The organism is Frigoribacterium sp. CFBP 13729, from assembly GCF_014841875.1.
Taxonomy (GTDB): domain Bacteria; phylum Actinomycetota; class Actinomycetes; order Actinomycetales; family Microbacteriaceae; genus Frigoribacterium.
Genome location: NZ_JACYUR010000001.1, coordinates 137882 through 160913, shown reverse-complemented (window position 1 = coordinate 160913; position 23032 = coordinate 137882). Strand labels below are relative to the sequence as shown.

22 protein-coding genes are annotated in these 23032 nt (G+C 74.7%); 9 read left to right on the top strand and 13 right to left on the bottom strand.

The features are described 5' to 3' along the window. Positions 1 to 124: 124 nt before the first annotated feature. The 6 genes from IFT77_RS00655 to IFT77_RS00630 form a co-directional block, all read right to left on the bottom strand. Complete coding sequence (locus IFT77_RS00655) at positions 125 to 1591, bottom strand: NCS2 family permease (protein ID WP_192168999.1); 1467 nt, start codon at positions 1589 to 1591, stop codon at positions 125 to 127. 59 nt (positions 1592 to 1650) lie between these two features. Next, entirely contained in the window at positions 1651 to 3267 is a 1617-nt protein-coding gene (locus tag IFT77_RS00650) for a biotin carboxylase N-terminal domain-containing protein (RefSeq protein ID WP_192168998.1), read from the bottom strand. Then, positions 3264 to 5033: a 5-oxoprolinase subunit PxpB gene (pxpB, locus tag IFT77_RS00645; protein WP_192168997.1), complete on the bottom strand. Its 1770-nt coding sequence runs from the start codon at positions 5031 to 5033 to the stop codon at positions 3264 to 3266. Before pxpB ends, IFT77_RS00650 begins: the two co-directional genes overlap by 4 nt. Further along, on the bottom strand, positions 5030 to 5878 hold the full coding sequence (locus IFT77_RS00640) for a LamB/YcsF family protein (protein ID WP_192168996.1): 849 nt from the start codon (positions 5876 to 5878) through the stop codon (positions 5030 to 5032). Before IFT77_RS00640 ends, pxpB begins: the two co-directional genes overlap by 4 nt. A gap of 154 nt (positions 5879 to 6032) precedes the next feature. Further along, positions 6033 to 6440, bottom strand: a complete 408-nt coding sequence (locus IFT77_RS00635) for a hypothetical protein (RefSeq protein WP_166644730.1) — start codon at positions 6438 to 6440, stop codon at positions 6033 to 6035. A gap of 57 nt (positions 6441 to 6497) precedes the next feature. Further along, complete coding sequence (locus IFT77_RS00630; RefSeq protein ID WP_192041560.1) at positions 6498 to 7355, bottom strand: LysR substrate-binding domain-containing protein; 858 nt, start codon at positions 7353 to 7355, stop codon at positions 6498 to 6500. Between the two features lie 188 nt (positions 7356 to 7543). Between IFT77_RS00630 and IFT77_RS00625 the strand changes: the two genes are divergently transcribed. Next, the gene (locus tag IFT77_RS00625) at positions 7544 to 8902 is read left to right on the top strand and encodes an MFS transporter (protein ID WP_192168995.1); all 1359 of its coding nucleotides are present in this window, start codon (positions 7544 to 7546) and stop codon (positions 8900 to 8902) included. A 68-nt stretch (positions 8903 to 8970) separates the two neighbouring features. Here the strand turns inward: IFT77_RS00625 and IFT77_RS00620 are convergent, their stop codons facing one another. After that, positions 8971 to 9372, bottom strand: coding sequence for a hypothetical protein (locus IFT77_RS00620; RefSeq protein WP_146901276.1), 402 nt, complete (start codon positions 9370 to 9372; stop codon positions 8971 to 8973). A 96-nt stretch (positions 9373 to 9468) separates the two neighbouring features. Between IFT77_RS00620 and IFT77_RS00615 the strand changes: the two genes are divergently transcribed. Both IFT77_RS00615 and IFT77_RS00610 read left to right on the top strand, forming a co-directional pair. Further along, positions 9469 to 10521, top strand: coding sequence for an LLM class flavin-dependent oxidoreductase (locus IFT77_RS00615; RefSeq protein ID WP_192041558.1), 1053 nt, complete (start codon positions 9469 to 9471; stop codon positions 10519 to 10521). A gap of 74 nt (positions 10522 to 10595) precedes the next feature. After that, positions 10596 to 11570 carry an acetylxylan esterase gene (locus IFT77_RS00610; RefSeq protein WP_192041557.1) on the top strand — a complete coding sequence of 325 codons (975 nt, stop codon included), beginning with the start codon at positions 10596 to 10598 and terminating at the stop codon, positions 11568 to 11570. 40 nt (positions 11571 to 11610) lie between these two features. Here the strand turns inward: IFT77_RS00610 and IFT77_RS00605 are convergent, their stop codons facing one another. From IFT77_RS00605 to IFT77_RS00585, 5 genes are all read right to left on the bottom strand, one after another. Beyond that, entirely contained in the window at positions 11611 to 12360 is a 750-nt protein-coding gene (locus tag IFT77_RS00605) for a DUF4166 domain-containing protein (RefSeq protein WP_192168994.1), read from the bottom strand. Then, complete coding sequence (locus IFT77_RS00600) at positions 12357 to 13001, bottom strand: SRPBCC family protein (RefSeq protein WP_192041555.1); 645 nt, start codon at positions 12999 to 13001, stop codon at positions 12357 to 12359. The genes IFT77_RS00605 and IFT77_RS00600 overlap by 4 nt, the downstream gene beginning before the upstream one ends. A gap of 122 nt (positions 13002 to 13123) precedes the next feature. Continuing rightward, positions 13124 to 13996 carry a hypothetical protein gene (locus IFT77_RS00595; RefSeq protein WP_192168993.1) on the bottom strand — a complete coding sequence of 291 codons (873 nt, stop codon included), beginning with the start codon at positions 13994 to 13996 and terminating at the stop codon, positions 13124 to 13126. 93 nt (positions 13997 to 14089) lie between these two features. After that, positions 14090 to 14749: a response regulator gene (locus tag IFT77_RS17355; RefSeq protein WP_192168992.1), complete on the bottom strand. Its 660-nt coding sequence runs from the start codon at positions 14747 to 14749 to the stop codon at positions 14090 to 14092. Continuing rightward, positions 14746 to 16209, bottom strand: coding sequence for a sensor histidine kinase (locus IFT77_RS00585; protein WP_192168991.1), 1464 nt, complete (start codon positions 16207 to 16209; stop codon positions 14746 to 14748). The genes IFT77_RS17355 and IFT77_RS00585 overlap by 4 nt, the downstream gene beginning before the upstream one ends. Before the next feature lie 66 nt (positions 16210 to 16275). On the opposite strand from IFT77_RS00585, the gene IFT77_RS00580 reads away from it, so the two are divergent. Genes IFT77_RS00580 through IFT77_RS00570 form a run of 3 tightly spaced genes read left to right on the top strand, consistent with a single transcriptional unit; the run spans position 16276 to position 19528 of the window. Next, the gene (locus IFT77_RS00580; RefSeq protein ID WP_192041551.1) at positions 16276 to 17304 is read left to right on the top strand and encodes an NADPH:quinone reductase; all 1029 of its coding nucleotides are present in this window, start codon (positions 16276 to 16278) and stop codon (positions 17302 to 17304) included. Between the two features lie 33 nt (positions 17305 to 17337). After that, positions 17338 to 18384, top strand: coding sequence for an MBL fold metallo-hydrolase (locus IFT77_RS00575; RefSeq protein WP_192168990.1), 1047 nt, complete (start codon positions 17338 to 17340; stop codon positions 18382 to 18384). Positions 18385 to 18436: 52 nt separating this feature from the next. Then, positions 18437 to 19528: an ATP-dependent DNA ligase gene (locus tag IFT77_RS00570; protein ID WP_256429267.1), complete on the top strand. Its 1092-nt coding sequence runs from the start codon at positions 18437 to 18439 to the stop codon at positions 19526 to 19528. Positions 19529 to 19560: 32 nt separating this feature from the next. On the opposite strand, the gene ligD is transcribed toward IFT77_RS00570, so the two are convergent. After that, positions 19561 to 20571 carry a non-homologous end-joining DNA ligase gene (gene ligD / locus IFT77_RS00565; RefSeq protein WP_192168989.1) on the bottom strand — a complete coding sequence of 337 codons (1011 nt, stop codon included), beginning with the start codon at positions 20569 to 20571 and terminating at the stop codon, positions 19561 to 19563. A gap of 63 nt (positions 20572 to 20634) precedes the next feature. Here ligD and IFT77_RS00560 point away from each other — a divergent pair, with 63 nt between their 5' ends. From IFT77_RS00560 to IFT77_RS00550, 3 genes are all read left to right on the top strand, one after another. Next, positions 20635 to 21855, top strand: a complete 1221-nt coding sequence (locus tag IFT77_RS00560; RefSeq protein ID WP_371740846.1) for a glycosyltransferase — start codon at positions 20635 to 20637, stop codon at positions 21853 to 21855. Positions 21856 to 21964: 109 nt separating this feature from the next. Continuing rightward, positions 21965 to 22444, top strand: coding sequence for a heme-degrading domain-containing protein (locus IFT77_RS00555; protein WP_192041548.1), 480 nt, complete (start codon positions 21965 to 21967; stop codon positions 22442 to 22444). A 73-nt stretch (positions 22445 to 22517) separates the two neighbouring features. Continuing rightward, on the top strand, positions 22518 to 23024 hold the full coding sequence (locus IFT77_RS00550) for a hypothetical protein (protein WP_192168988.1): 507 nt from the start codon (positions 22518 to 22520) through the stop codon (positions 23022 to 23024). Positions 23025 to 23032 lie beyond the last annotated feature (8 nt).

Genomic DNA, 23032 nt, shown 5'->3' with positions numbered 1-23032 from the left:
TACCGCGCACCGCGTCCGGCCGCGAGGGTCGACAGCTGCGCCTCGGTCGTCCCGCACCTCGAAGTGGACGATGCACCCCGATACGTCGGGGTGCCTCGTCCACTTCGAGGTGTCGCGCGGAGGATCAGCCGATCAGGGTCTCGATCGGGCCGCGGACGAAGTAGACCAGGAACCCGACCGCGACGATCCACAGCAGCGGGCTGATCTCCCGTGCCTTGCCCGAGAAGGCGCGGACGATCACCCACGTGACGAAGCCGACCCCGATGCCGTTGGCGATCGAGTAGGTCAGCGGCATGACGATGATCGTGAGGAACACGGGCAGGGCGACGCTGAAGTCGGTCCAGTCGATGTCCTTGATCTGCGAGACCATCAGCGCGCCGACGATGACGAGCGCCGCGGCGGCGACCTCGAGCGGCACGACCTGGGTCAGCGGCGTGAAGAACATGGCGAGGATGAAGAGCAGCCCGGTGACGACCGAGGCGAAGCCGGTGCGGGCGCCCTCGCCGATGCCGGAGGCCGACTCGACGAAGACGGTGTTCGACGACGAGCTCGTCGCGCCGCCGGCGACCGCGCCGATGCCCTCGACGACGAGCGCCGACTTCAGACGGGGGAACGTGCCGTCGGGCGCGGCGACGTCGGCGGCCTTCGCGAGGCCGGTCATCGTGCCCATGGCGTCGAAGAAGTTCGTGAAGACGAGGGTGAAGACGAGCATGACGGCCGACAGCCAGCCGATGCGCGCGAAGGCGCCGAGGCTGACGTCGCCGATCAGCGACAGGTCGGGCAGGGCGACGATCTGCGTCGGCAGGACCGGCGCGTTGAGGTTCCAGTCGTCGAGGTTCTGGCCGTTCGAGGTGGGCACCTGGAAGATCGCTTGCAGGACGATCGCGATGACCGTCGAGGCGACGATCCCGATGAAGATCGCGCCGCGGACGCGACGGGCCATGAGCACGCCGATGACGACGAGGCCGATGACGAAGGTGATGGTCGGCAGGGTGCTGATCGACCCGCCGTCGCCGAGCTGCACCGGCGGCGACGCATTGCCGCTCGTGCGGACGAAGCCCGAGTCGACGAGGCCGATGAACGCGATGAAGAGGCCGATGCCGACCGTGATCGCGGTCTTGAGGGCCGCAGGCACCGCGCTGAAGATCATGCTGCGGAGGCCCGTGACGGCCAGGATCGTGATGACGAGGCCGTTGATGACGACGAGGCCCATCGCCTCGGGCCAGGTCACGTCCTGCACGACCGTGACCGCGAGGAACGAGTTGATGCCGAGGCCCGCCGCGAAGGCGAACGGGAGGCGGGCGACCGTCCCGAAGAGGATGGTCATGACGCCCGCGGTGAGGGCCGTGACCGCGCCGACCTGGCTGTTCTGCAGCCAGCCGCCGAGGACGTCCTTCGCGGCCTGGTCCTCGCTGAAGCCGCCGAGGATCAGCGGGTTGAGGATCACGATGTAGGCCATCGTCACGAAGGTGACGACGCCGCCGCGGATCTCGCGGGCCCAGCTCGAGCCGCGGCCGGTGATCTCGAAGTAGCGGTCGAGGGCACCGGCCACGCCGGGGCGGCGCGAGTCGGTGGACACGGGGGTGGTCATGGTGGCTCCCGAGGAGTAGGGCGGCGAGGAGGGCGCGCGACTCTGGGCGCACTCTCAGCTTACGACGCCGAGGAGCCCCGTCCGGCCTGTCCGGGCACATCGACCTCGATCGTCGCGGCGGCGATGCCGGCGACGAGCGCGTCGGCCCCGAGCGCGCCGTCGGACGAGCCGACGACGTCGGTGAGCGGGAGCACGAGAGGCACGCGACGCCCGTCGACGACGACCCACGTGCGGAGGGACCCCGGGCCGGCCGCCGCCTCCGGCGTCGCGGTCGCCAGCTCGTCGAGCCACTCGCACTCGGTCTCGATCCAGCGAGTGTGCACGGACGGTTCGTCGCCGCCCGCTCCCCCGCCGTCGGCCCCCGTCTCAGCATCCGCGACGACGCCCGTGAAGGCCGGGTCGTCGACGAGGAGGCGGTGGAAGCGCACGGTCGTCGCCGGCCCCTCGACGACGAGGCCGTCCAGGGCGCGCCGCGCGCGGCTCAGGGCCGCCGCGCGGTCCCGGCCCGTCACGACGACGCTGAGGAGGAGCGGGTCGCGGCCCGCGGGGACGGCCGAGCCCGCGACGACGCCCGAGTCGACCCGGACGCCCGGTCCGCCCGGCAGCTCGAGGCGGGCCACCGGAGCAGGTGCCGGCAGGAACCCGCGACCGGCGTCCTCCGCCGTGACGCGGAACGAGATCGTGTGGCCGCGGCTCTCGGGAACGTCGGCGAGGTCGAGCCCCAGCCCGCCCGCCACCAGCAGCTGCTGCCGCACCAGGTCGACGCCCGTGGCCTGCTCGGTGGCGACGTGCTCGAGCGGCAGGGCGGTGCCCACCTCGAGGAACGAGACCTGGCCTGCCCGCGACACGAGGAACTCGACGGTGCCGGCGCCGCGGTACGAGACGGCCGAGCCGAGCGCGACGGAGGTGGAGGTGACGACCTCGAGCTGCTCGTCGGTCAGGTGCGGCGCCGGTGCCTCGCCGACGAGCTTCTGGTGCCGGCGCTGCACCGAGCACTCGCGGGTGCCGACCACCACGACCCGTCCCTCGCCGTCGCCCAGCAGCTGGGCCTCGACGTGGCGCGGCCGGTCGAGGTACTGCTCGACGAAGACCTCTCCGCGGCCGAAGACGGCAGCCGACTCGCGCACGGCGGAGTCGAGCAGGTCGGCGACCTCGTCGAGCCGGCGGGCGACGCGCAGCCCCAGGCCGCCGCCTCCGTGGGCCGCCTTGAGCGCGATCGGCAGCCCGTGCCGCTGGGCGAACGCGACCGCCTCGTCCGCCGACGCGATGGGCTCGGAGGTGCCGACGACGAGGGGCGCGCCGACCGAGTCGGCGAGGGCACGGGCCGACACCTTGTCGCCGAGCAGCTCCATCGTCTCGGGGTCGGGCCCGACCCAGGTGAGGCCCGCGGCGAGCACGCGCCGCGCGAACTCGGCGTTCTCGCTCAGGGGCCCGCAGCCGGGGTGCACGGCGTCCGCGCCGCTTCGCTCGGCGACGTCGAGGAGCGCCTGCATGTCGCGGTAGGCGTCGGTGCCGGGCAGCTCGTCGAGCACCCAGGCCTCGTCGGCGGCGTGCACGTGCAGCGCGTCGACGTCGTCGGGCGCGAACACCGCGACGGAGGGCAGGTCGAGGTCGGCGGCGGCCCTCGCGACGCGCACCGCCACGAGCCCGCGCTCGGCGATCAGGAGCTTCCTCACTGCTCGACCCCCCGCTCGTCCGCGGCGCGCTCGTCGACCCGCGCGTCGCGGCGACCGCCGCGTCGACCCGCGCCGAGGTCGGGCCCGGGCACGACGCGGAACCGCACGCTCGCCCCGACGGGCACCTGTGCGGCACGGTCGAGCTGGTCGCCGACGACGCACGCGACGACCGGGTAGCCGCCCGTGACCGGGTGGTCGGCCATGAAGAGGACGGGCTGGCCGTCGGGCGGCACCTGCAGGGCGCCCGAGACGGTCGCCTCGCTCGGCAGCTCGTGCTCGACCGCACGCTCGAGCGGGTGCTCACCCGCCAGGCGGAGCCCGATCCGGTTCGACTGCGCCGTGACGGTGAACCGCTGGCCTGTGAGGCGCTCGAGCGCCTCGGCGGTGAACCAGTCGTCGCGCGGGCCGAGCACGACGTCGAGCAGGGTGACCTCGTCCGGCGCGGACACGGAGCGCTGGGCGTCGTGGGCCGCCGCGGCGACGCTCTCGGACCAAGCACGTCCGACGGCGAGCTCGTCGCCGGCGGCCAGCCTCCCGGGTCCGATGCGGGCGAGCACGTCGCCGGAGGCGCTGTCCAGCACGCTCTCGACCTCCCAGCCGCCGCGGACGGCGAGGTACGAGTAGACGCCCCGAGGAGGCGCCCCCACGACGAGCACCTCGCCGTCGTCGAGCGCGAACGCGGCCCCCGGGACGGCGTGGCGGACGCCGCCCGCGCCGTGCACCGTCAGCGGGACGGGCGCGCCCGCCACGGCGAGCACGAGGTCGCCGCGCGCCGTGGCCTCCAGCCCGCCGTAGGCCAGCTCGAGCGCGGCCGAGCCCGTCGCCGCGCCGACCAGGCGGTTGGCCTCGCGGAGCGCACGGTGGTCCATCGCGCCCGAGCGCGAGACGCCGAGGCCCGAGCGGCCGGGCCGCCCTAGGTCCTCGAGGATGCTGAAGGGGCCAGGCGCCGTGACGACGAGCGCACGGTCGGGGCGCGGGCGGTCGACGGGCGCAGGCACGGCGGGCGCAGGCGCGTCGGACATCGGCTCGGCCGGCGGGAGCGCGGAGCCGGACTCCATGGGCGAGGGGCTCCCGGACTCCGGGCTCGCCGCCTCCTCGACTGCGGGGGGACGCTCCGTGACGTCGACGAAGCGGACGCGCATCCCCGGCTGCAGCAGCGCCGGGACGCGCTCGGCGAGGTCCCAGAGGGCGACGTCGGTGCGCCCGAGCAGCTGCCAGCCGCCGGGGCTCTCGCGGGGGTAGACCCCGGTGAACTCCCCCGCCATGGCGACCGCCCCCGCGGGCACCGAGGTGCGGGGCGTCGCGCGGCGAGGGACGGCGAGGGACGGGTCGCCGCCCGTGAGGTAGGCGAAGCCCGGCGCGAAGCCCGTGAAGGCGACGGTGTACGTGGCACCGGCGTGCCGGTCGACGACCTCGTCGACGCTGAGGCCGCTCAGCCGGGCGACCTCGGCCAGGTCCTCGCCGTCGTAGACGACGGGGATCTCGACGAGCCGCCCCTCGGTCGCGGCGTCCCGCGACGTCGGCAGCGACCGCAGGACGCTCATCAGCGAGGCGATGGGCAGCAGCGTGGGGAGGAACCGCACCGCGACGCTCCGTGCGGCCGGCACGACGTCGAGGATGCCCGCCACGGGCTGCGCGAGCAGGGCGCCGAAGAGGGCCAGCGACTCGTCGAGCCCGTCGGTCTCGATCAGCACGCCGTCCGTGCCGAGCGGCAGCACCCGGAGGTGCGCGAGCGCGGCCCCGAGATCGACCTCGTGGCCGGTCACCGGGCGGTCGTCCCGGGGTCGAGCGGCGTCGACGAGGACGAGGGCGTCGCGGGGGTGCCGGCCGCCTGCGGGACGGTGACGAACGGGCGGAGGCCGACCCCTGCCTCCTCGAGGGCGCTGCGCACCCCGACCGCGATCGCCACGGCGTCCGGGCTGTCGCCGTGCACGCAGACCGTGTCGGCCCGCAGCTCGACGACGGCACCGTCGACGGAGCGCACCGTGCCGGTCTCGACCAGCTGGAGGACGCGGTCGCGGACCTCGTCGGCGTCGTGAAGCACGGCCCCGGGTCGGCTGCGGGGCACGAGCGCGCCGGTCGCGTCGTAGGCGCGGTCGGCGAAGGCCTCGGCGACGACGTGGAGGCCCTCCTGCTCGGCACGGCGGAGGAACGCGGAGCCGGCGAGCCCGACGACGGGCAGGGACGGGTCGACCCGCAGGACCGCCTCGATCACGGCGCCCGCGTGGACGGCGCCGCGGCCGTCGGCGTCCGCGACGACCGAGTAGAGGGCGCCGTGCGGCTTGACGTAGCGGACGGCCCCGCCGACCGCGCGGGACAGCCCGGTCAGTGCGCCGATCTGCCAGACGACGTCCGCGACGAGCTCGTCGTGCGAGGCCTCGACGTAGCGGCGGCCGAAGCCGACGAGGTCGCGGTACGAGACGTGCGCCCCGACGACGACCCCGCGACGGTGGGCCGCGTCGACGACGCGCAGCAGGCCGGCCGGGTCGCCCGCGTGGAACCCGCAGGCGACGTTCGCGCTCGTCACGACGTCGAGCAGGGCGTCGTCGTCGCCGAGCGTCCAGCGTCCGAAGCCCTCGCCGAGGTCGGCGTTGAGGTCGATCGTGGTCATGCGGCGCCTCCCCTCGGCGGTCGTCGTGCGGCTGTCGTGCGGTGGTCGGCTCGCGGGCCGATCGTCCACGGTACCGGGCCGGGGCGGGGAGGACGCCGGGCAGGAGGCGCGGCGACGCCCACGGGGACGCGCGGCGGCCGCGCCGTCGGGTCGGCTAGGAGGCGCGGCGCACGGCGAGCGCGCTCGCCACGAGCGGCACCTGGAGCGGCAGACGGACGACGGTGACGACCCGCCGGGCCGTCCCGGCGCGGCTGCTCCGGAGCGCCCGCAGGGCCATCGACACGTTCGCCGGGAACACGGCGACGAAGAGCGCGGCCGCGAGGGCGCCGCCCGCCCGTCGCGTCGTCGTCGAGAGCAGGGCGCCGGCGACGACGACCTCGGCGACGCCGGAGCTCGTGGTCCACAGGCGGGCCGGGCCGGGCATGCTGCGCGGCACGACCGCGTCGTAGGCGCTCGGGCGCACCAGGTGGAGCACGCCGGAGACGCCGCAGGCGGCCGCGAGGAGGAGCGCCGTGCGGCGGACGGAGGCGGTGCGGGCGTGGCGGGTGCGTCGGGTGCTCATGTGGTCCATCCTGCTCGCCCGCGCCTCCTCGACGGGTCCGACCCGGCCGAGGGGAGGTCAGACGGCGCGGCGGACGCCCCGGCTCATGATCGCGGAGGTGAGCGCCTCGACCGGCTCGCGCGGCGCGGCGGGGTTGGCGACGAGCACGTAGTCGACGTCGCCGAGGGCCGGCAGCGAGAAGCGGTCGCTGACCTTGACGAGGTCGGTGGGGATGAGCGAGAACGGGAACACGGCGACTCCCATGCCCGCCCGCACCGCCGCGAGCACGCCGTTCACGTCGCGCGTGTTGCAGGTGATGCGCCAGGTGCGCCCGCTCGCCTCGAGGGCGCCGATCGCGAGCTGACGGCTGAGGCTCGGCGCCTGGTAGGCGATCAGCGGCACCGGCCGGCCGGGCTCGACCTGCAGCTTCTCCTGCCCGATCCAGACCATCGTGTCGCCGGCGACCCGGCGGCCCTCGTCGGACTCCCCCGCCGTCTGCTTCACGAAGATGAGGTCGAGGTGCCCGGAGGCGAGACGGCGTCGCAGGGGACCGCTCTGGTTCACCGTCAGCTCGAGGTCGACGTCGGGGTGCAGCTGCCGGAAGTGCCGGAGGATGCGCGGCAGCTGCGTGATGGCGAGGTCGTCCGCGGCACCGAAGCGCAGGCGGCCGCGCATCGCCGAGCCGCTGAACCAGCTCTCGGCCGCGGAGTGCGCCGCGAGGATCGTGCGGGCGAAGCCGGCCATCGCGTCGCCGTCGTCGGTGAGGCGCACGTCACGGGTGTCCCGCACCACGAGGGTGCGGCCCGCCGCCTTCTCGAGCCGGCCGACGTGCTGGCTCACCGTCGGCTGGCTGATGCCGAGACGGAGACCCGCGGCCGTGAAGCTGCGCGTCTCCGCCACGGCGAGGAACGTCGTCAGCAGGGCAGGGTCGAACACGGTGAGACCTCCTCCTGTCGAGTCATTCGATCATCGCATGACAGTGATTCACACCATAGGGGGTCCGAATGACGTCGGCGGCCTTACCGTCGAGGGACGAGGAGGCGCGGCTCACCACCGCGAGGCCCCTCGCCCCCTCCCCCGGCGGCCGCGACCGCCCCGGGCCGCCCACCATCGCAGGAACGCCGATGTCCTCACCGTCCACCGCAAGCACCCCCGTCGTCGACCCCGCCGCCTCCTTCCCCTCCACCGCCCCGCTGCCCGTCGCGACGCAGCGCCCGCCGTGGCGGCACACCTTCATCGCGCTCAGCGTGCCGAACTTCCGGCTCTGGACGGTCGGCAACTTCGTGGCCATGACCGCCGGCTGGATGCAGCGCATCGCCCAGGACTGGCTCGTGCTCGAGCTGACCGGCAGCGCGACGGCCGTCGGCGTCACGGTGGCGATGCAGTTCGCGCCGATGCTCTTCTTCGGCCTGCTCGGCGGCGTGCTCGTCGACCGGTTCTCGAAGCGGGCGCTGATGGTCGTCACCCAGAGCGTCTTCGCGGTGCTGAGCATCGGGCTCGCCGTGCTGACCCTGACCGGCGTCGTCGAGGCCTGGCACGTCTTCGCCATCGCCTTCGCGACCGGCCTGGTGACCGTGGTCGACAACCCGGCCCGCCAGGTGATCGTGAGCGAGCTCGTCGGCCAGCGCCACCTCCGGAACGCGATCAGCGTCAACTCGAGCGTGTTCCAGCTCGGCGGCATGATCGGCCCCGCGGTCAGCGGCGTGCTGCTGCTCGCGGTCGGCGCCGGGTGGGCCTTCGCCGTGAACGGCGCCGCCTGCCTGCTCGTGGTCGGCATGCTCGGCCTGCTCCGCACCTCCCAGATGACCCGCACCGCACCGGCTCCCCGGTCGCGCGGCCAGCTGCGCGAGGGCCTCGCGTACGCCCGGGCGAAGCCGACCATCCTCGTGCCGGTCGTGCTCGTCGCGTCCTACGCCGTGTTCGGCCTGACGATGCCCGTGCTGCTCGCGTCGTACGCCGACGAGGTCTTCGACGTGGGCGCCGGCGGCTACGGGCTCTTCAACTCGATGATCGCCGTGGGCGCACTCACGGGCGCGCTGCTGTCGACCCGGCGGGCCACGATCCGGTTGCGCACCCTCGTCGTGGGCCTGCTCGTGACCGGCCTGCTGCAGGCGGGCGCCGGAGTCGTCGGCGGCGCCGCCGGCGTCGTGCCGTTCGCCCTGGTGCTCGTCTCGGTCGGGCTGGCGTCGCTGCTGTTCCTCACGTCGGCGAACCAGCTAGTGCAGCTGTCGAGCAACATCGGCATCCGGGGCCGGGTGATGTCGCTCTACGTGCTCGTGCTGCTCGGCGGGCAGGCCGTCGGCGGCCCGCTGATGGGCGGGATCGTCGAGCTGCTCGGCACGCCCACGGCCATGGTGGTCTCCGGCGGCGTGCCCGCGGTCGTCGCCGGCGTGACCGCGCTCGTGCTCGCCCGGCGGGGCCAGCTCACGCTGCAGATGCGCGTGCGGCGGCACCTGCCCGTGGTCGAGATCGCGGCGCGCTAGGCGCCCGACGTCGGACGCAGCGCCGCGTGCCCGGTTCCTGGCGCCTGGCGCCTGGTGCGGCACGGACGTCAGACGGCCGCGCTGCGACCGGGCGACCCGAACCGGATCGACACGTCCACGCGCCACGCCTTGGGCTCGCCCGCCACGTGGGTCGTGCCCACGAAGCGCAGCCGCTCCCCCGCCGCCAGGCTGAGCTGGCCGTGCACGTCGAGCGACTCCCCGAGCCAGAACGAGATCTCGTGCTCGTCGAGAAGGTCGTCGTCCACCGTGACGCCGAAGCTGGCGCCGTCGAACTTGAGGGGCACGTCGCGGAACTCGAGCCGCGGGGCGTCGTCCGACCAGTCGGCCACCTCGGGCACCCGGGCCGCGACGATGGTCGCGTCGACCACCCCGTCCGAGCCCATGGTCACCGAGGAGGCGCGCAGGTCGACCCCGAGGTCGTCGCCGTCGATCCGGAAGCGGTTCTCCACCTGTCCCACGCTAGCGGCGCGTCCTCGTCCCGTCACCTGTGAACTCGGTCGATCGCTGGCGGAATGCGGGAGGCGGTGCATGCGTTGGCATCGAACATGACGAAGCGCATCGGGTTCCTCTCGTTCGGCCACTACCAGGACGTGCCCGGCTCCCGGACGCCCACCGCCCGGGAGGCGCTGGTCCAGTCGATCGAGCTGGCGGTCGCCGCCGAGGAGATCGGCATCGACAGCGCCTCCGTCCGCGTGCACCACTTCGCGAAGCAGCTGGCCAGCCCGTTCCCGCTGCTGGCCGCCATGGCCGCGCGCACGAGCCGCATCGAGCTCGGCACCGGCATCATCGACATGCGCTACGAGAACCCGCTCTCGATGGCCGAGCAGGCCGCCGCCGCCGACCTCATCAGCGCCGGGCGGCTGCAGCTCGGCGTGAGCCGGGGATCACCCGAGACGTCGCTGCGCGGCTACGAGGCGTTCGGCCACGTGCCGGAGGACGGCGAGACCGACGCCGACATGGCCCGGCGCCACACCGACCTGTTCCGCCGGGCGATCGACGGCGACGCCGTCGCCCAGAGCGACCCGCGCATGACCGGCTGGTCGAGCCCGCTCGCCATCGAGCCGCGGTCGCCCGGTCTCGGCGAGCGCATCTGGTGGGGCTCCGGCACCCGGGCGACCGCGCAGTGGACCGGCGAGCAGGGCATGAACCTGATGAGCAGCACCCTGCTCACCGAGGACACCGGCGTGCCGTTCGACGAGCTGCAGGCCGAGCAGATCGCGGTGTTCCGGGCGGCGTGGGCCGCGGCCGGCCACACCCGTGAGCCGCGCGTCGCCGTCAGCCGCAGCGTCATCCCGATCACGACGGACGAGGACGTGCGGTACTTCGGCGTCCGCGCCCAGGCCGACTCGCAGGACCAGGTCGGCATGCTCGACGGCGTCCAGTCGCGCTTCGGCAAGAGCTACGTGGGCGAGCCCGACGTCATCGCCCGCCAGCTGGCCGACGACGCGGCCGTGCAGGCGGCCGACACCGTGCACCTCACGGTGCCGAACCAACTCGGCGTGGACTACAACGCGCGGCTGCTGCGGACCGTGGCCGAGCACGTCGCGCCCGCGATCGGGTGGGCGCCGGCGTTCGGTCGGGCGACCACCGCCTCGTAGCAGCGACCGCCGCTCCCGAGGCGAGCCGCGCCTCCTCGTCCCGTCGCCGCCCCGCGGCCTGTAGACATGTCTGCATGAACACGGACCTCGACGAGGCGGCCCTCCGCGCGTACCGCAGCACCCAGACCGAGCCCGACGACTTCGACGACTTCTGGCGCCGGACCCTCGCCGAGGCACGCGAGCACGACCTCGACGTCCAGGCGGAGCCGGTCGACACCGGGCTCACGACGGTCGACGTGATCGACGTGTCGTTCCGCGGGGCCGACGGCCAGCGCGTGCGCGCCTGGCTGCGGGTGCCGGCCGGCGCCGCCGCCTCGGGCGAGCTGCTGCCCACCGTCGTCGAGTTCGTCGGCTACGGGGGCGGCCGAGGGCACGCCCAGCAGAACCTGTTCTGGGCCTCCGCCGGCTTCGCGCACCTGCAGATGGACACCCGCGGCCAGGGCTCGCTCTGGAGCACCGGCGACACCGCCGACTCCGGGGGCTCGGGCCCGGCCGCCGACGGCGTCATGACCCGCGGGATCGACAGCCCCGAGAGCTACTACTACCGCCGCGTGTACACGGACGGGGTCCGGGCCGTCGAGGCCGCCCGGTCGCTCGACGTCGTCGACGCCGACCGCGTCGCCGTGCTCGGCACCAGCCAGGGAGGCGGCATCACGCTGGCCGTCGCCGGTCTCGTCGAGGGGCTGGTCGCCGCGGTGCCGCGGGTGCCGTTCCTCTGCGACTTCCGCCGCGCCTCCGTCATCACCGACAGCGACCCGTACAAGCAGATCGGGCGCTACCTCGCGGTGCACCGCCACCGCGCCGATCAGGTGCACGAGGTGCTGTCGTACTTCGACGGGGTCAACTTCGCCAAGCGGGCCACGGCGCCCGCGCTGTTCTCGACGGCGCTGATGGACGCGACCTGCCCGCCGTCGACGGTGTTCGGCGCGTTCCACGCGTACGGCGGCGAGGCGGACATCACCGTCTGGCCGTACAACGGTCACGAGGGCGGCGGGGTCGAGGACGACCTCGAGGCGCTGGCGATGCTGCGCGAGGCGTTCGGGCTGTAGCTGCACCGCGCCGGGTCCGGAGGTGCGGATCGCACCGGGCCTACAGGCGCTCCTCGTGGCGCAGGGGCCTCACGTGGTCCGGAGCCTCGGACGCGGGCGGGTACTCGGCGGTGAACCAGCCCTCGTAGCCGAACAGGAACCCGAACAGCCGGTTGTGCACCTCCAGCGAGATGCGGAACACCCCGGGGTCGTCGTCCCACCGCTCGCGGAGCGAGGCCGTGCCCGAGGCGAGCATCGGGAACCGGAACGCCGCCCGCCCCTCGTAGAAGCGCTGCGCGTGCGAGGTGAGGTGCAGCGAGCCGTCGTCCTCGACGTGCAGGTCGAGGTCGACCGCGAGGTGCTGGTGCGTGCCGAGGTAGTCGACGACGGTGCCGCGCCCCGGGTCGAGCACCATGGTCGCGTCGAAGCGGCTCACCGCGCGACGCCTCGGCGCGCGGTACTCGCGCACGAAGGTCACCGTCTCGCGTCCGAACGGGTCGACGTACGGCCAGTTCTCGATGCGGAACGGCACGTCGCGGCCGACGTCGGCGATGAGGATGTTCCGCAGGCGGCCGATCTGCAGGAAGGGCACCGTCCACCAGGGGCCGCGCCGCACCTCCGTCATGACGCCCGTGCCCACGCAGCCGCGGCCGTCCGCGACCGAGACCCCGAAGCGCTCCTGGAGGCGCGGGTGCAGCCGGTCGAAGTCGTCGCCGAGCGCAGCACGGAAGACCGAGCCGGTCGTCGGCCCGCCGGTGCGCGAGAGCGGCGTCCGACGGGGGCGCGGGGAGCGGGCGAGCGGGGCGGTCACGGCGCCTCCAGGGTCGAGAGGGTCGTCGGGGCGTCGGCCAGGGCTCCCCGGCGCGGGGCGGTCGTGCCGCAGCGGGAGGCCCGCGGACGGTCCGCGCGCCAGAACGCCAGCACCGACGCGAGCGGCCACGCCTCGGGCGGCGTGCCCGTCTCGGCCCAGATCCGCAGCCGGTCGAACGACCACGCCGTCATCCACAGCACGACGGGCCGCAGGAGGCGGTCGGCGGCTCGCCCGAGACCGGGCTCGTAGTCGTAGCCCGTGACGAACCGCACGCCGCCGTCGACCGGGACGTAGCGCCAGTAGCCGCGGCCCCCACGGAGCGGCGACAGGCGGTCGGCGGTGTCGAACCGCAGGGCGGAGGTGCGGGTGCCGTCCGGTCGTTCCCGCTCGCCGAGCGAGGTGCCGGTCCCGGTGATCACGTGGCCGGGCATCGACCGCTCGTAGCGGAAGCGCCAGCCGCCGCCGGGCAGGTCGGCCACGGGCACGATGCGGCTGAAGCGGAGGTCCCAGCGGACGTGTTCCTCCGGGGCCTGCGTGAGCTCCCAGACGCGCTCGAGGGGGGCGTGGATCGTCGTCTCGACCCAGAGGGGCGCACCTGCACCGCCGCGGGGCGGCCGCGCGGGCCGGTCTCGTCTGCTCACGGCCCGAGTCTGGCGCGGACGGCGGCGGCGGGCCAGCCCCCGAGGAGGGCTGGCCCGCCGTGACGCGGACGAGGGCCGAGCAGCACGCGGCTGCTCGGCCCCCGAGGTGCGACGGACCCGGCTCAGCCGATGGGCGTCGGGTCGGTCGGCAGCGGCGGCAACGGCAGCGAGCCGCGGATCTGGTTCTGCGCCTGGCACTGGCTCGTGCAGTTCGTGGCGCCGGCGCTCAGCTCGATCGCGTCCTCGCCGAGCACTCCCCCGAGGCGACCGCCCGACTGGACGAGCCACTTCGTGACGGTGCCGGTCTGCAGGGTCTTCGTCGCGACCTGGGGGCTGTCCTTGCCGAGCAGCATCTGGTGCGCATCAGCACCCGAGGTCACGGGGTCGACGCCGTCTCCGAAGTTGACCTTGCCCGTGTACTGGTTGACGAAGTAGAACAGGCCGGCGCCGAGGGTGTGCGTGAACTCGACGGGGGCGCCGAACTCCGACTCCATCTGGAAGATGCCGCCCTGCGCGCCGTCCTTCGCCTGGATCTTGAACTTGCCGCCCGCAGTGCTGAACAGCACGACGAGGGTGTCGTCCTTGACCTCGAGGCTCTTGATCGTCGCGCCCGCGAGCTGTGCCGGCGTGAGGGTCGGCACCTTGGAGGCGAACACGACGGTCGGCTTCGTCACCATCCGCTGCGTGTCCGGCGCGCCGGTCAGCGTGTAGTCGTAGACGCCCAGGGTGGCGACGTCGATGTCGAAGCCGTTGTTCACCCCGCGGACCGCGATGCGGCCGGTCGGGACGATCCCGCTCACCTTGACGCTCTTGCCGGGGGCCGGGTCGTAGGTCGTGCTGCCGATCGTCACGCGGTAGTCGCCGCCCGCGCTGGTCTTGCCGGAGGCGCTGGCCGGGCCGGCCGAGAGGGCCAGCGACCCGGCGACGACGGCCGCGACGAGCACCGCCGCACGGAGCTGACGGGCCGTGCGGCCGAGGGGGGAGGTGGTGGTCATGGCGGGGCTCCTCGTGGAGGGTCGGACGGCCCGTCCCCCGGGCCTGCGACCACTCTCGCCGCGGTCGTCCCCGCGCACCATCGGACCTTGGTACTAGTACCCGTGGTCGCGCGCCCAGAGGGCCGCGCTCGTCCGGTCGGCGACGCCGATGCGGCGGAAGACGCTGCCGACGTGCGCCTTGACCGTGCGCTCGCTGATGCCGAGCTCGGTGCCGATCTGCTTGTTCGCGAGGCCGCGGCCGAGCAGGCGGAGCACCTCGGCCTCCCGGCCGGAGACGAACGGGGCCGGCTGGGGCACGCCGGCCGGCGCCGTCCTGTCCGGCACCGCCGTGACAGGAGCCGATCTGTCCGGCAGGAGCGCCCGGGCGGCGCGCGGGTCGAGGGGCGCCCCGCCCTCCGCCGCGGCCCGGACCCCGGCCACGACGGCCGCGGGTTCGGCGTCCTTCAGCAGGTAGCCGACCGCCCCCGCGGCCAGCGCCTCCCGGACCGAGGAGGCGTCGGGCACGGACGTGAGGACGACGACGTGCACCTGCGGGTCGGCCGCCACGATGCGCCGCGTGGCCTCGACGCCGCCGATGCCCGGCATGGACAGGTCCATGAGGACGACGTCCGGCCGGTGCAGGGCGGCCGCGGCGACTCCTCGTTCGCCGTCCGCCGCCTCCTCGACCACCTCGACGCCGTCCGCCTGGTCGACGAGCGAGCGGAGTCCCTGGCGCACCAGCGGGTGGTCGTCGACGACGAGGACGCGGATCACGACGGGTCCCCGCGGCCGCCCGTGGACGCGGCCACCGCCGGCGCCACCGCCGACGCCGGCAGGGTGAGGCGCCACCGCGTCCCGTGGCCGGGCGCGGTCTGCAGGTCGAGGCCCGCGCCTCCCGCGCCCGCGACGTCGGCGAGCACCCGCAGGCCGAAGTGATCGGGCTCGGGACGCGTGAGCAGCTCGGGGTCGAAGCCCGCGCCGTCGTCGGCCACCGTGACGACGACGCCGCCCTCGGCGGCACGGTCCGCGGTGACCGACACGACGGAGGCGCGGGCGTGGGCCACGACGTTGGCCAGGCACTCCTGCACCACCCGGAACACCAGCCGCTGGCCCTCGTCGTCCAGCGCCGAGGCCGCGTCGGCCTCGAGCACGACGGCGACCCCGCGCGACCGCACGCCCGCCGCGAGGTCGTCGAGAGCCGGGCCGATGCCCGCCCGCGCGAGGTTCGGCGGGTAGATGTCGACGAGCAGCGAGCGCAGGCCCCCGACGCTGCCGCGCAGCGCGCCGGCCACCCGGTCGAGCCCGTCGGCCGTGGTGACGTCGCCGCGCGCCCGGGCCGAGCCGGACTCGGCCGACACCGCGAGCGAGGCGCCCACGAGGTCCTGCACCACGCCGTCGTGCAGCGCCCCCGCGATGCGGCGTCGCTCGGCGGCGCTCGCGTCGAGCGCGCGCTCGAGCAGCGCCTCGCGCTGGACCCTGGCCCGGTCGAGCGCCCGCAGCAGCTGCCGCAGCACGGGCAGCAGGAGCAGCACGACGAGCACGATGCTGCCGATCGTGATGCCCGCGAACCCGGCGAAGAGCTGCCCGCTGCGCTGCAGCACCTCGTCGTAGCGGAAGTACACCTCGAACAGCAGCGTCTGCCCGCCCGGCGTCGCGACGGCCCGGTAGGCCTCGAGCAGCTTGCCTCGGTCGCGCTCGTACTCGTTCTCGGGGGCGGTCAGGTCGCTGACCTCGGCCTCGACGCCGGTGCCGGTGCTGTTGCCGTTGCCTGCGGCGGCTAGCGCCTCGAGGTCGTCCTCGTCGAGGGTGAACCGGCGGTCGATCAGCGCGGGCTCGTCGGACCAGACGACGCGGCCCGTGTCGTCCCAGATCTTGACGCGGACGATGCTCGAGCTGAGCACGTGGTCGCGGACCTCGTCGTCCATGGCGCGACGCGCCTCCTCGTCCCCGTCGACCAGAGCGTCGGTGAGGGCGGGCTCGACGATCGCGTCGGCGATGCGGTCCGCCCGGTCGGCGGCGTCGCGGACCGACTCGGCCTCGGCGAGGCCGCGGGCGGCGAAGAGGGCCGCGACCGCGACCGCGACGATGACGAGCACCGAGACGACGGCGACCCAGGCGACGACCCCGGAGGGGCGGGGGTCGGCGCCGGAGGCGAGCGTGCGGTCGACGGGCCGGGCGACGGTCGTCCAGTGCGGGACGGCACCGCTGCCGCCCTCCCCCCGAGGTGTGCTCATCTGCACATCCTCGCCGATCTGCGTCGGCGCGGAACACGCATCGCGGCCGCGTCGTTGACTGGGGGCATGAAGTCGATCACCTACACCGAGACCGGTCCGTCGTCCGTCCTGCACCTCGTCGAGCGCGAGGTGCCCGAGCCGGGGGCAGGCGAGGTGCGCGTGCGCGTCGTCGCATCGGGCGTGAACCCGACCGACTGGAAGTCGCGCACGGGCGAGACGAGCGGCGGCGACGTGCCGTTCCCCGTGATCGTGCCGAACCAGGACGGCGCGGGCGTCGTCGACGCGGTCGGCGAGGGCGTCGACGACCTCGCGGTCGGCGACCGGGTCTGGTCGTTCATCTCGGCGAACGGCCACGCGACGGGCACCGCACAGGAGTACACGGTGCTGCCGCGGTCGCGCGTCGTCGCCCTGCCCGAGGGAGCCTCGTTCGACCTGGGCGCGAGCCTCGGCGTGCCGGCCATGACCGCGCACCGTGCGCTGACCGTCCACGAGGACGGGCCTTCGCGCCTCTCGCCCGGCGCGCTCGACGGCGTGACCGTGCTCGTCTCGGGCGGCGCGGGAGCTGTCGGCCACGCCGCGATCCAGCTCGCCGCCTGGGCGGGTGCCACCGTCATCACGACGATCTCGAGCGACGAGAAGGCCGCGCTCGCCCGGGCGGCCGGCGCCCACCACGTCGTGAACTACAAGGAGCAGGACGCCGCCGCCGAGATCCGCCGCATCGCGCCCGACGGCGTGCAGATCGTCGTCGAGGTGTCGATCCGGCAGAACGCGGAGCTGGTCGCGGCGGTCGTCTCGACCCGCGCCTCCGTCGCCATCTACGCCAACGACGGCGGCGACACGGTCGAGCTGCCGCTCCGCGCGAACATGGGCACCAACACGCGCTACCAGTTCGTGCTGCTCTACACGGTGGGCGAGGAGGCGCTGCAGGCGGCCGCCGAGGACGTCACCGCAGCCGTCCGCGACGGTGCCCTGCCGGTCGGCGAGGAGGCGGGGCTGCCGCTGCACCGGTACTCGCTCGAGCAGACGGCCGCGGCCCACGACGCCGTCGAGGGCGGGGTCACGGGCAAGGTGCTGATCGACGTCGCCCAGGGCTGAGGTCGGTCAGAGGGGTCGGGCTAGGCTCGGCGGATGCCTGCTCCTGCTCCGCTCAGCCCCGTGCAGGCCGAGGCCCTGCGCGCGGGCACGGCCCCTCCGCTCGAGGAGGTGCGGCACGGCGTCTGGTCGCTGACCTCGCCGGCCGCCTCCTCCGTCGCTGACTTCTCGTACGGCTACCTCGTCGAGGGCTTCGACGGCCGGCTGACGCTGATCGACCCCGGCTGGCCCTCCCCCGACGCCGTCGACCGGCTCGAGACCGCCCTGCACGAGCTCGACCACGAGCTGGACGACGTCGACCTGATCGTGGCCACCCACCTGCACGTCGACCACCTCGGGGCAGCCCACGCCGTCCGACGCGCCACGGGCGCCCGCCTCGCGATGCACCCGGCCGAGCAGCGGGCGCTCGCCGGCCGGGCCGACGACGCGGTCGCGGCCGACGCGGACCTCGTGCGCTGGCAGGTGCCGGCCGAGGCGCAGGAGGCGCTGGTCGCCTCGTGGGGCTCGGGCCGCCTCCTCGTCGACGTCGTCCCCGACCTGCTGCTCGACGACGGCGACGAGCTGCCGGTCGCGGGGCGCCGCCTTCGCGCGGTGCACACGCCCGGCCACACGTCGGGGCACCTCTGCCTGGTCGAGCCCGAGCAACGGCTGGTCTTCACGGGCGACCACGTGCTGCCGACGATCAACCCGGGGATCGGCCTCGGCGGCCGCACCGCCGCCAACCCCCTGGACGACGTGCTCACCTCGCTGGCTCGCGTCGTCGAGCTCGACCGGCCGGGCGCCGACGCGCTCGAGGTCTGCCCCGGCCACGAGTACCGGTTCGTCGGGCTCACCGAGCGGGCGGAGGCGCTCGTCGCCCACCGCGAGGAGCGCACCCGCGACGCGGTGAGCGCCCTCGACGGGCTGCTCGGCGGTGCCGGCACCGGTGCGGGTGCGGCGCCGTCGGTGTGGCAGGTGGCCGAGGCCATGACGGGCTGGCGCGGCGGACTCCGGTCGATGAGCGGCCTGCCCTTGGCGTCCGCGCTGGCGCAGACCGAGTGGCACCTGCGTGCGGCGGGCCGCGCCGCCGACCTCGAGAGCTGACCGCCGTCTCCTCGAGCGCACTCAGCCTCGCGGCAGCGAGCAGACTCAGGCGATGACGCCGCCACGCAGCCCGAGCCCGTCCGCCGCCGTGCCCACCGCCGCCGACCCGGTCGCGCCGATGCTCGCGAAGGCGGTCGCGAGCGTGCCCGACGCGGACAGCGTCGAGGGCGGCCTGTCGTACGAGCCGAAGTGGGACGGCTTCCGCGGCCTCGTCTACTGGGACGGCGAGCAGCTCGAGATCGGCAGCCGCGGCTCGAAGCCGCTGACGCGGTACTTCCCCGAGCTCGTCGAGGCCCTCGGCGAGCAGCTGCCCCGCCCGTGCGTGCTCGACGGCGAGATCGTCCTGCGCCGCGGCGACCACGGCGGCGAGCGCCTCGACTGGGAGGCCCTCTCGCAGCGGATCCACCCGGCAGCCTCGCGCATCGCGAGGCTGTCCGTCGAGACCCCCGCCTCCTTCGTCGCGTTCGACCTCCTCGCGGACGGCGACGAGAGCCTGCTCGACCGGCCCTTCGGAGAGCGCCGTGCCGCGCTCGAGCGCCTGCTCGACGGGGCGGCTGCTCCCCTGCACCTCAGTCGGACGACGACCGACGCCGACGTCGCCCGTCGGTGGCTCGTCGAGTTCGAGGGCGCGGGGCTCGACGGCGTGGTGGCCAAGCCGCTCGCCGCCTCCTACCTGCCCGGCAAGAGGACGATGCTCAAGGTCAAGCACCACCGCACGGCCGACTGCGTGCTGCTCGGCTACCGGGTGCACAAGAGCGGCCGGGGCGTGGGGTCGCTGCTGCTGGGGCTGTACGACTCCGACGGCGAGCTGCGGAACGTGGGAGGCGCCTCCGCGTTCTCGGACGCCCGTCGCCTCGAACTCGTCGACGAGCTCGCCGACCTGGTGCGGCGCGACGACGACGGAGGAGTCGCGCACGCCGAGACGGACCGCAGCCGGTTCTCGTCGGGGAAGGACGTCTCGTACGTGCCGCTGAGACCCGAGCGCGTCGTGGAGGTGCGCTACGACCAGATGGAGGGCGCGCGGTTCCGGCACACGGTCCAGGTCGAGCGCTGGCGCGACGACCGCGAGGCCGCGTCGTGCGGCTTCGACCAGCTCGAGGTGCCGGCGGCGTACGACCTCGGCGAGGTGCTCGTCCGGCCCTGACCGCGCCTGGTGTGCCGGGCGGGCGGCGCCTCCTACGGCTGCTTCTTGGCCCTGCTGGGCTGGACGCGGGGCGGCTCCCCCGGCATCTTCGGGAAGTCGGGCGGGAACGGCAGCTCGCCGAGTCCGGCCTCGACGTCGCGCTCCCACCACGAGAGCAGCTCGTCCACGGTGCCGGGCTCGTCGTGCATCCGCTCCCACGGGTCGCCGGTCGCGGCGAGGCGGTCCGGGACGGTGAGGACGGTGAACGCCGACGGGTCGACGCCGTCGAGCTCGCTCCAGTCGAGGGGCGTGGACACGGAGGCGGTGGCGAGAGCCCGGGGAGACCAGGCGCCCGCCATGGTGCGGTCGCGGTTCGCCTGGTTGTAGTCGACGAAGACCCGCTGCCCGCGCTCCTCCTTCCACCACTTCGTGGTGACCGCCTCGGGGAGGCGTCGTTCGAGCTCGCGCGCGGCCGCGATGACGGCGTGCCGCACGTCGAGGAACTCGCGGGTCGGCTCGATCGGGGCGAAGACGTGCAGGCCGCGGTTGCCGCTCGTCTTGACGAACGCGGTGAGGCCCGCGTCGGCGAGCACCCGGCGGAGCTCGTGCGCGACGGGCACCGCGTCGGCGACGTCGGTGCCCGGTTGGGGGTCGAGGTCGATGCGCAGCTGGTCGGGCAGGTCGCTGGCGTCGGCCCGGGACGCCCAGGGGTGGAACACCACCGTGTTCATCTGCGAGGCCCAGACCGCGGCGGCGGGCTCGTCGATCACGAGCTGCGGGTGCGACCGGCCGCTGGGGTAGGTCACCTCGACGCTGCGGACGAACTCGGGGGCGCCCTTCGGCGGGTTCTTGGAGAAGTAGTCGTCGCCGTCGACCCCGGCGGGGAACCGCTGCAGCGACACGGGTCGGCCGCCGTTCGCCCGGACGAACGCGTCGCCCACGGTCGCGAGGTACCGGGCGAGGTCCAGCTTCGTGATCCCCAGGTCGGGCCAGAGCACCCGCCCCGGGCTCGAGACCCGGACCTCGCGGTCGCCCACCTGCAGCATCGTCGCCTCGCTCGCCATGCCTCACCGTATGCCCGGCGGCGCCGGGCGGGCCGTGCGGGCCACGGCGAGTACGCTCGGGCAGTGACCTCACCCCTCCGCATCGCGCTCGTCTCGCTCCACACCTCGCCGGGGGCCGAGCCGGGTTCGGGCGACGTCGGGGGCATGAACGTCGTCGTCCGGAACCAGGCGGAGGCGCTCGGCGCAGCAGGTCACGAGGTCGAGATCCTCACGCGGCGGTCCTCCCCCGACGAGCCCGAGGCCGTCGAGCTGTCGCCCGGCGTCGTGCTCCGGTTCCTCGCCGCGGGGCCCGTCGAGGCCGTGCCGAAGGGCCGCCACGAGGAGTTCGTCGACGAGTTCCGCGAGCGTCTCGCCGAGCTCGGCCCCTGGGACGTGATCCACTCCCACCACTGGTTCAGCGGCGTCGCCGCCCTGCCCGTCGCGCGACAGCGCGGGATCCCCCACGTGCAGAGCTTCCACTCCATCGCCGCCGCCGACAGCACTCCCCTCTCGCACGGCGAACGCGCCGAGTCGCCCGGCCGCCTCGCCGGCGAGGCGATGCTCGCCCGGGAGTCCGACGCCGTCGTGGCCATCAGCCACGCCGAGGCCGAGACCGTCACGAGCCGACTCGGCGGCGACCCGGCCCGGGTCGCGATCGTGCTGCCGGGCGTGGACGCCGAGCTGTTCCGCCCTCTCGCTACGGGCGAGACGGCCTCGCACCCCACCGTCGTCGTCGCCGGCCGGCTGGAGCCGCTCAAGGGCCCTGACCTCGCCATCGAGGCCGTAGCCGCGGTGCCCGCCGAGCTGCGACCCGAGCTCGTGATCGCCGGAGGCGCCTCCACGGAGTTCGCCGGCTACGAGCGCGACCTGGCCGCGCTCGCCGACCGGTCGGGGCTCGACGTCCGGTTCCTCGGCCCGCAGACCCGCCCGGGCCTGGCGAGCCTGCTCCGCGGGGCCCGGATCGTGCTCGTGCCGTCGCACTCCGAGACGTACGGGCTGATCGCCCTCGAGGCCGCGGCCAGCGGGGTCCCGGTGGTCGCCGCCTCCTCGGGGGGCCTCCGCGAGTCCGTGGTCGACGGCGTGACCGGCGTCGTGCTCGACTCGCGCGACCCCGTCGTGTGGGGCGAGACGGTGACGCGCCTGCTCGGGGACGGCGAGCTGTGGGCGCGGCTGGCACGCGCCTCCCGCGAACGTGCTCTCGAGCACCCGTGGTCGCTGTCGGCCGCCGAGCTGTCCGACGTGTACTGCCGGCTCGTCGGCAGCGACCCGTGCCGGGCGCTCGCCGCGGCGGGCGGGCGTCGCTGACCCTCGGGAACGAGACGAGCCGGCGGCCGCGCCGATCTCGTCCCCAGCGCCCGCGTCTAGGCTCGGCCGGGGCGACGACGCCCGCTCGACCTGACACACCGGAGGCACCATGACCGACGACACGCTGCTGCGCACCCTCGCCGAGCAGGAGGAGCGCCTCACCTTCCGCAGGTTCACCACGGACACGGCCCTCGACCTCGGCGCCCACGTGCTCGCCGGTGCTCGTCGGCGCGGCCTGCCCGTCACGATCGCCGTCCTCAAGGGCCGCCAGCGGGTGTTCCACGCGGCGCTGCCCGGCACCTCCCTCGACAACGACGAGTGGCTCGACCGCAAGGCCCGCGTCGTCGAGCGCTACGGGAAGAGCTCGTGGCGGGTCGGCGAGCAGTTCCGGGTGGACGGCTCGACCTTCGACGAGAAGTCCCGCCTCGACACGGCGGTCTACGCGGCGCACGGCGGGGTGTTCCCCGTGATCGTCCGCGGCGTCGGCATGGTCGGCTCGGTCGGCGTCTCGGGCCTGCCCCAGGCCGACGACCACGCTCTCGTCGTCGAGCTCGTCGAGGACTTCCTCGACCACGGCTACGACAGCTGACCCGCCGGGCCGGCCCGCGACCCACAAGCACCCCCCGACACAGCACGACCCGACAGGCCCCCGAGGAGGCGCGGTGACCGACGACGAGGCCGTCACGGCTGCCGACTCCCTCGCGCGCCTCCTCCGCGAGACCGCCGCCGAGCTCGACGCCCGGCACGCCCGCGACGAGGCGCTGGCCACCGTGAAGGCCTCGCGCAAGCTGCTGCTCGTGCACACCTCGGCGTCGATGCAGCCCGCCGGGCGGGCCTGGCGGCTCGGGGTCCTGCTGCTCGGCCGCGACGGCGAGGTGTGGGCCACCGGCCGGATCACCCGCGCGACCGAGCCGAAGAAGGAGCAAGGCCTCTCGGCCTCGGTCGAGGAGCGCCGCGACGCCCGCCGGGCCGCCTCGAAGAGGTTCACCGAGGGCGAGGTCGTCAACTTCGAGCACGTCCGGCTGCCGCTCGACGCCGACTCGCTGCGGACCGGGGCGTCCGATCCGCTGCTGCTCCGCGACGGGGTCGTGCACGTGCGCTGGGGCCGCGGCCCCGACGAGGTCCGCGAGCTGCGGGCCTACCTGGCCGACCGGTCCGAGTTCGTCTAGGCCGCCTC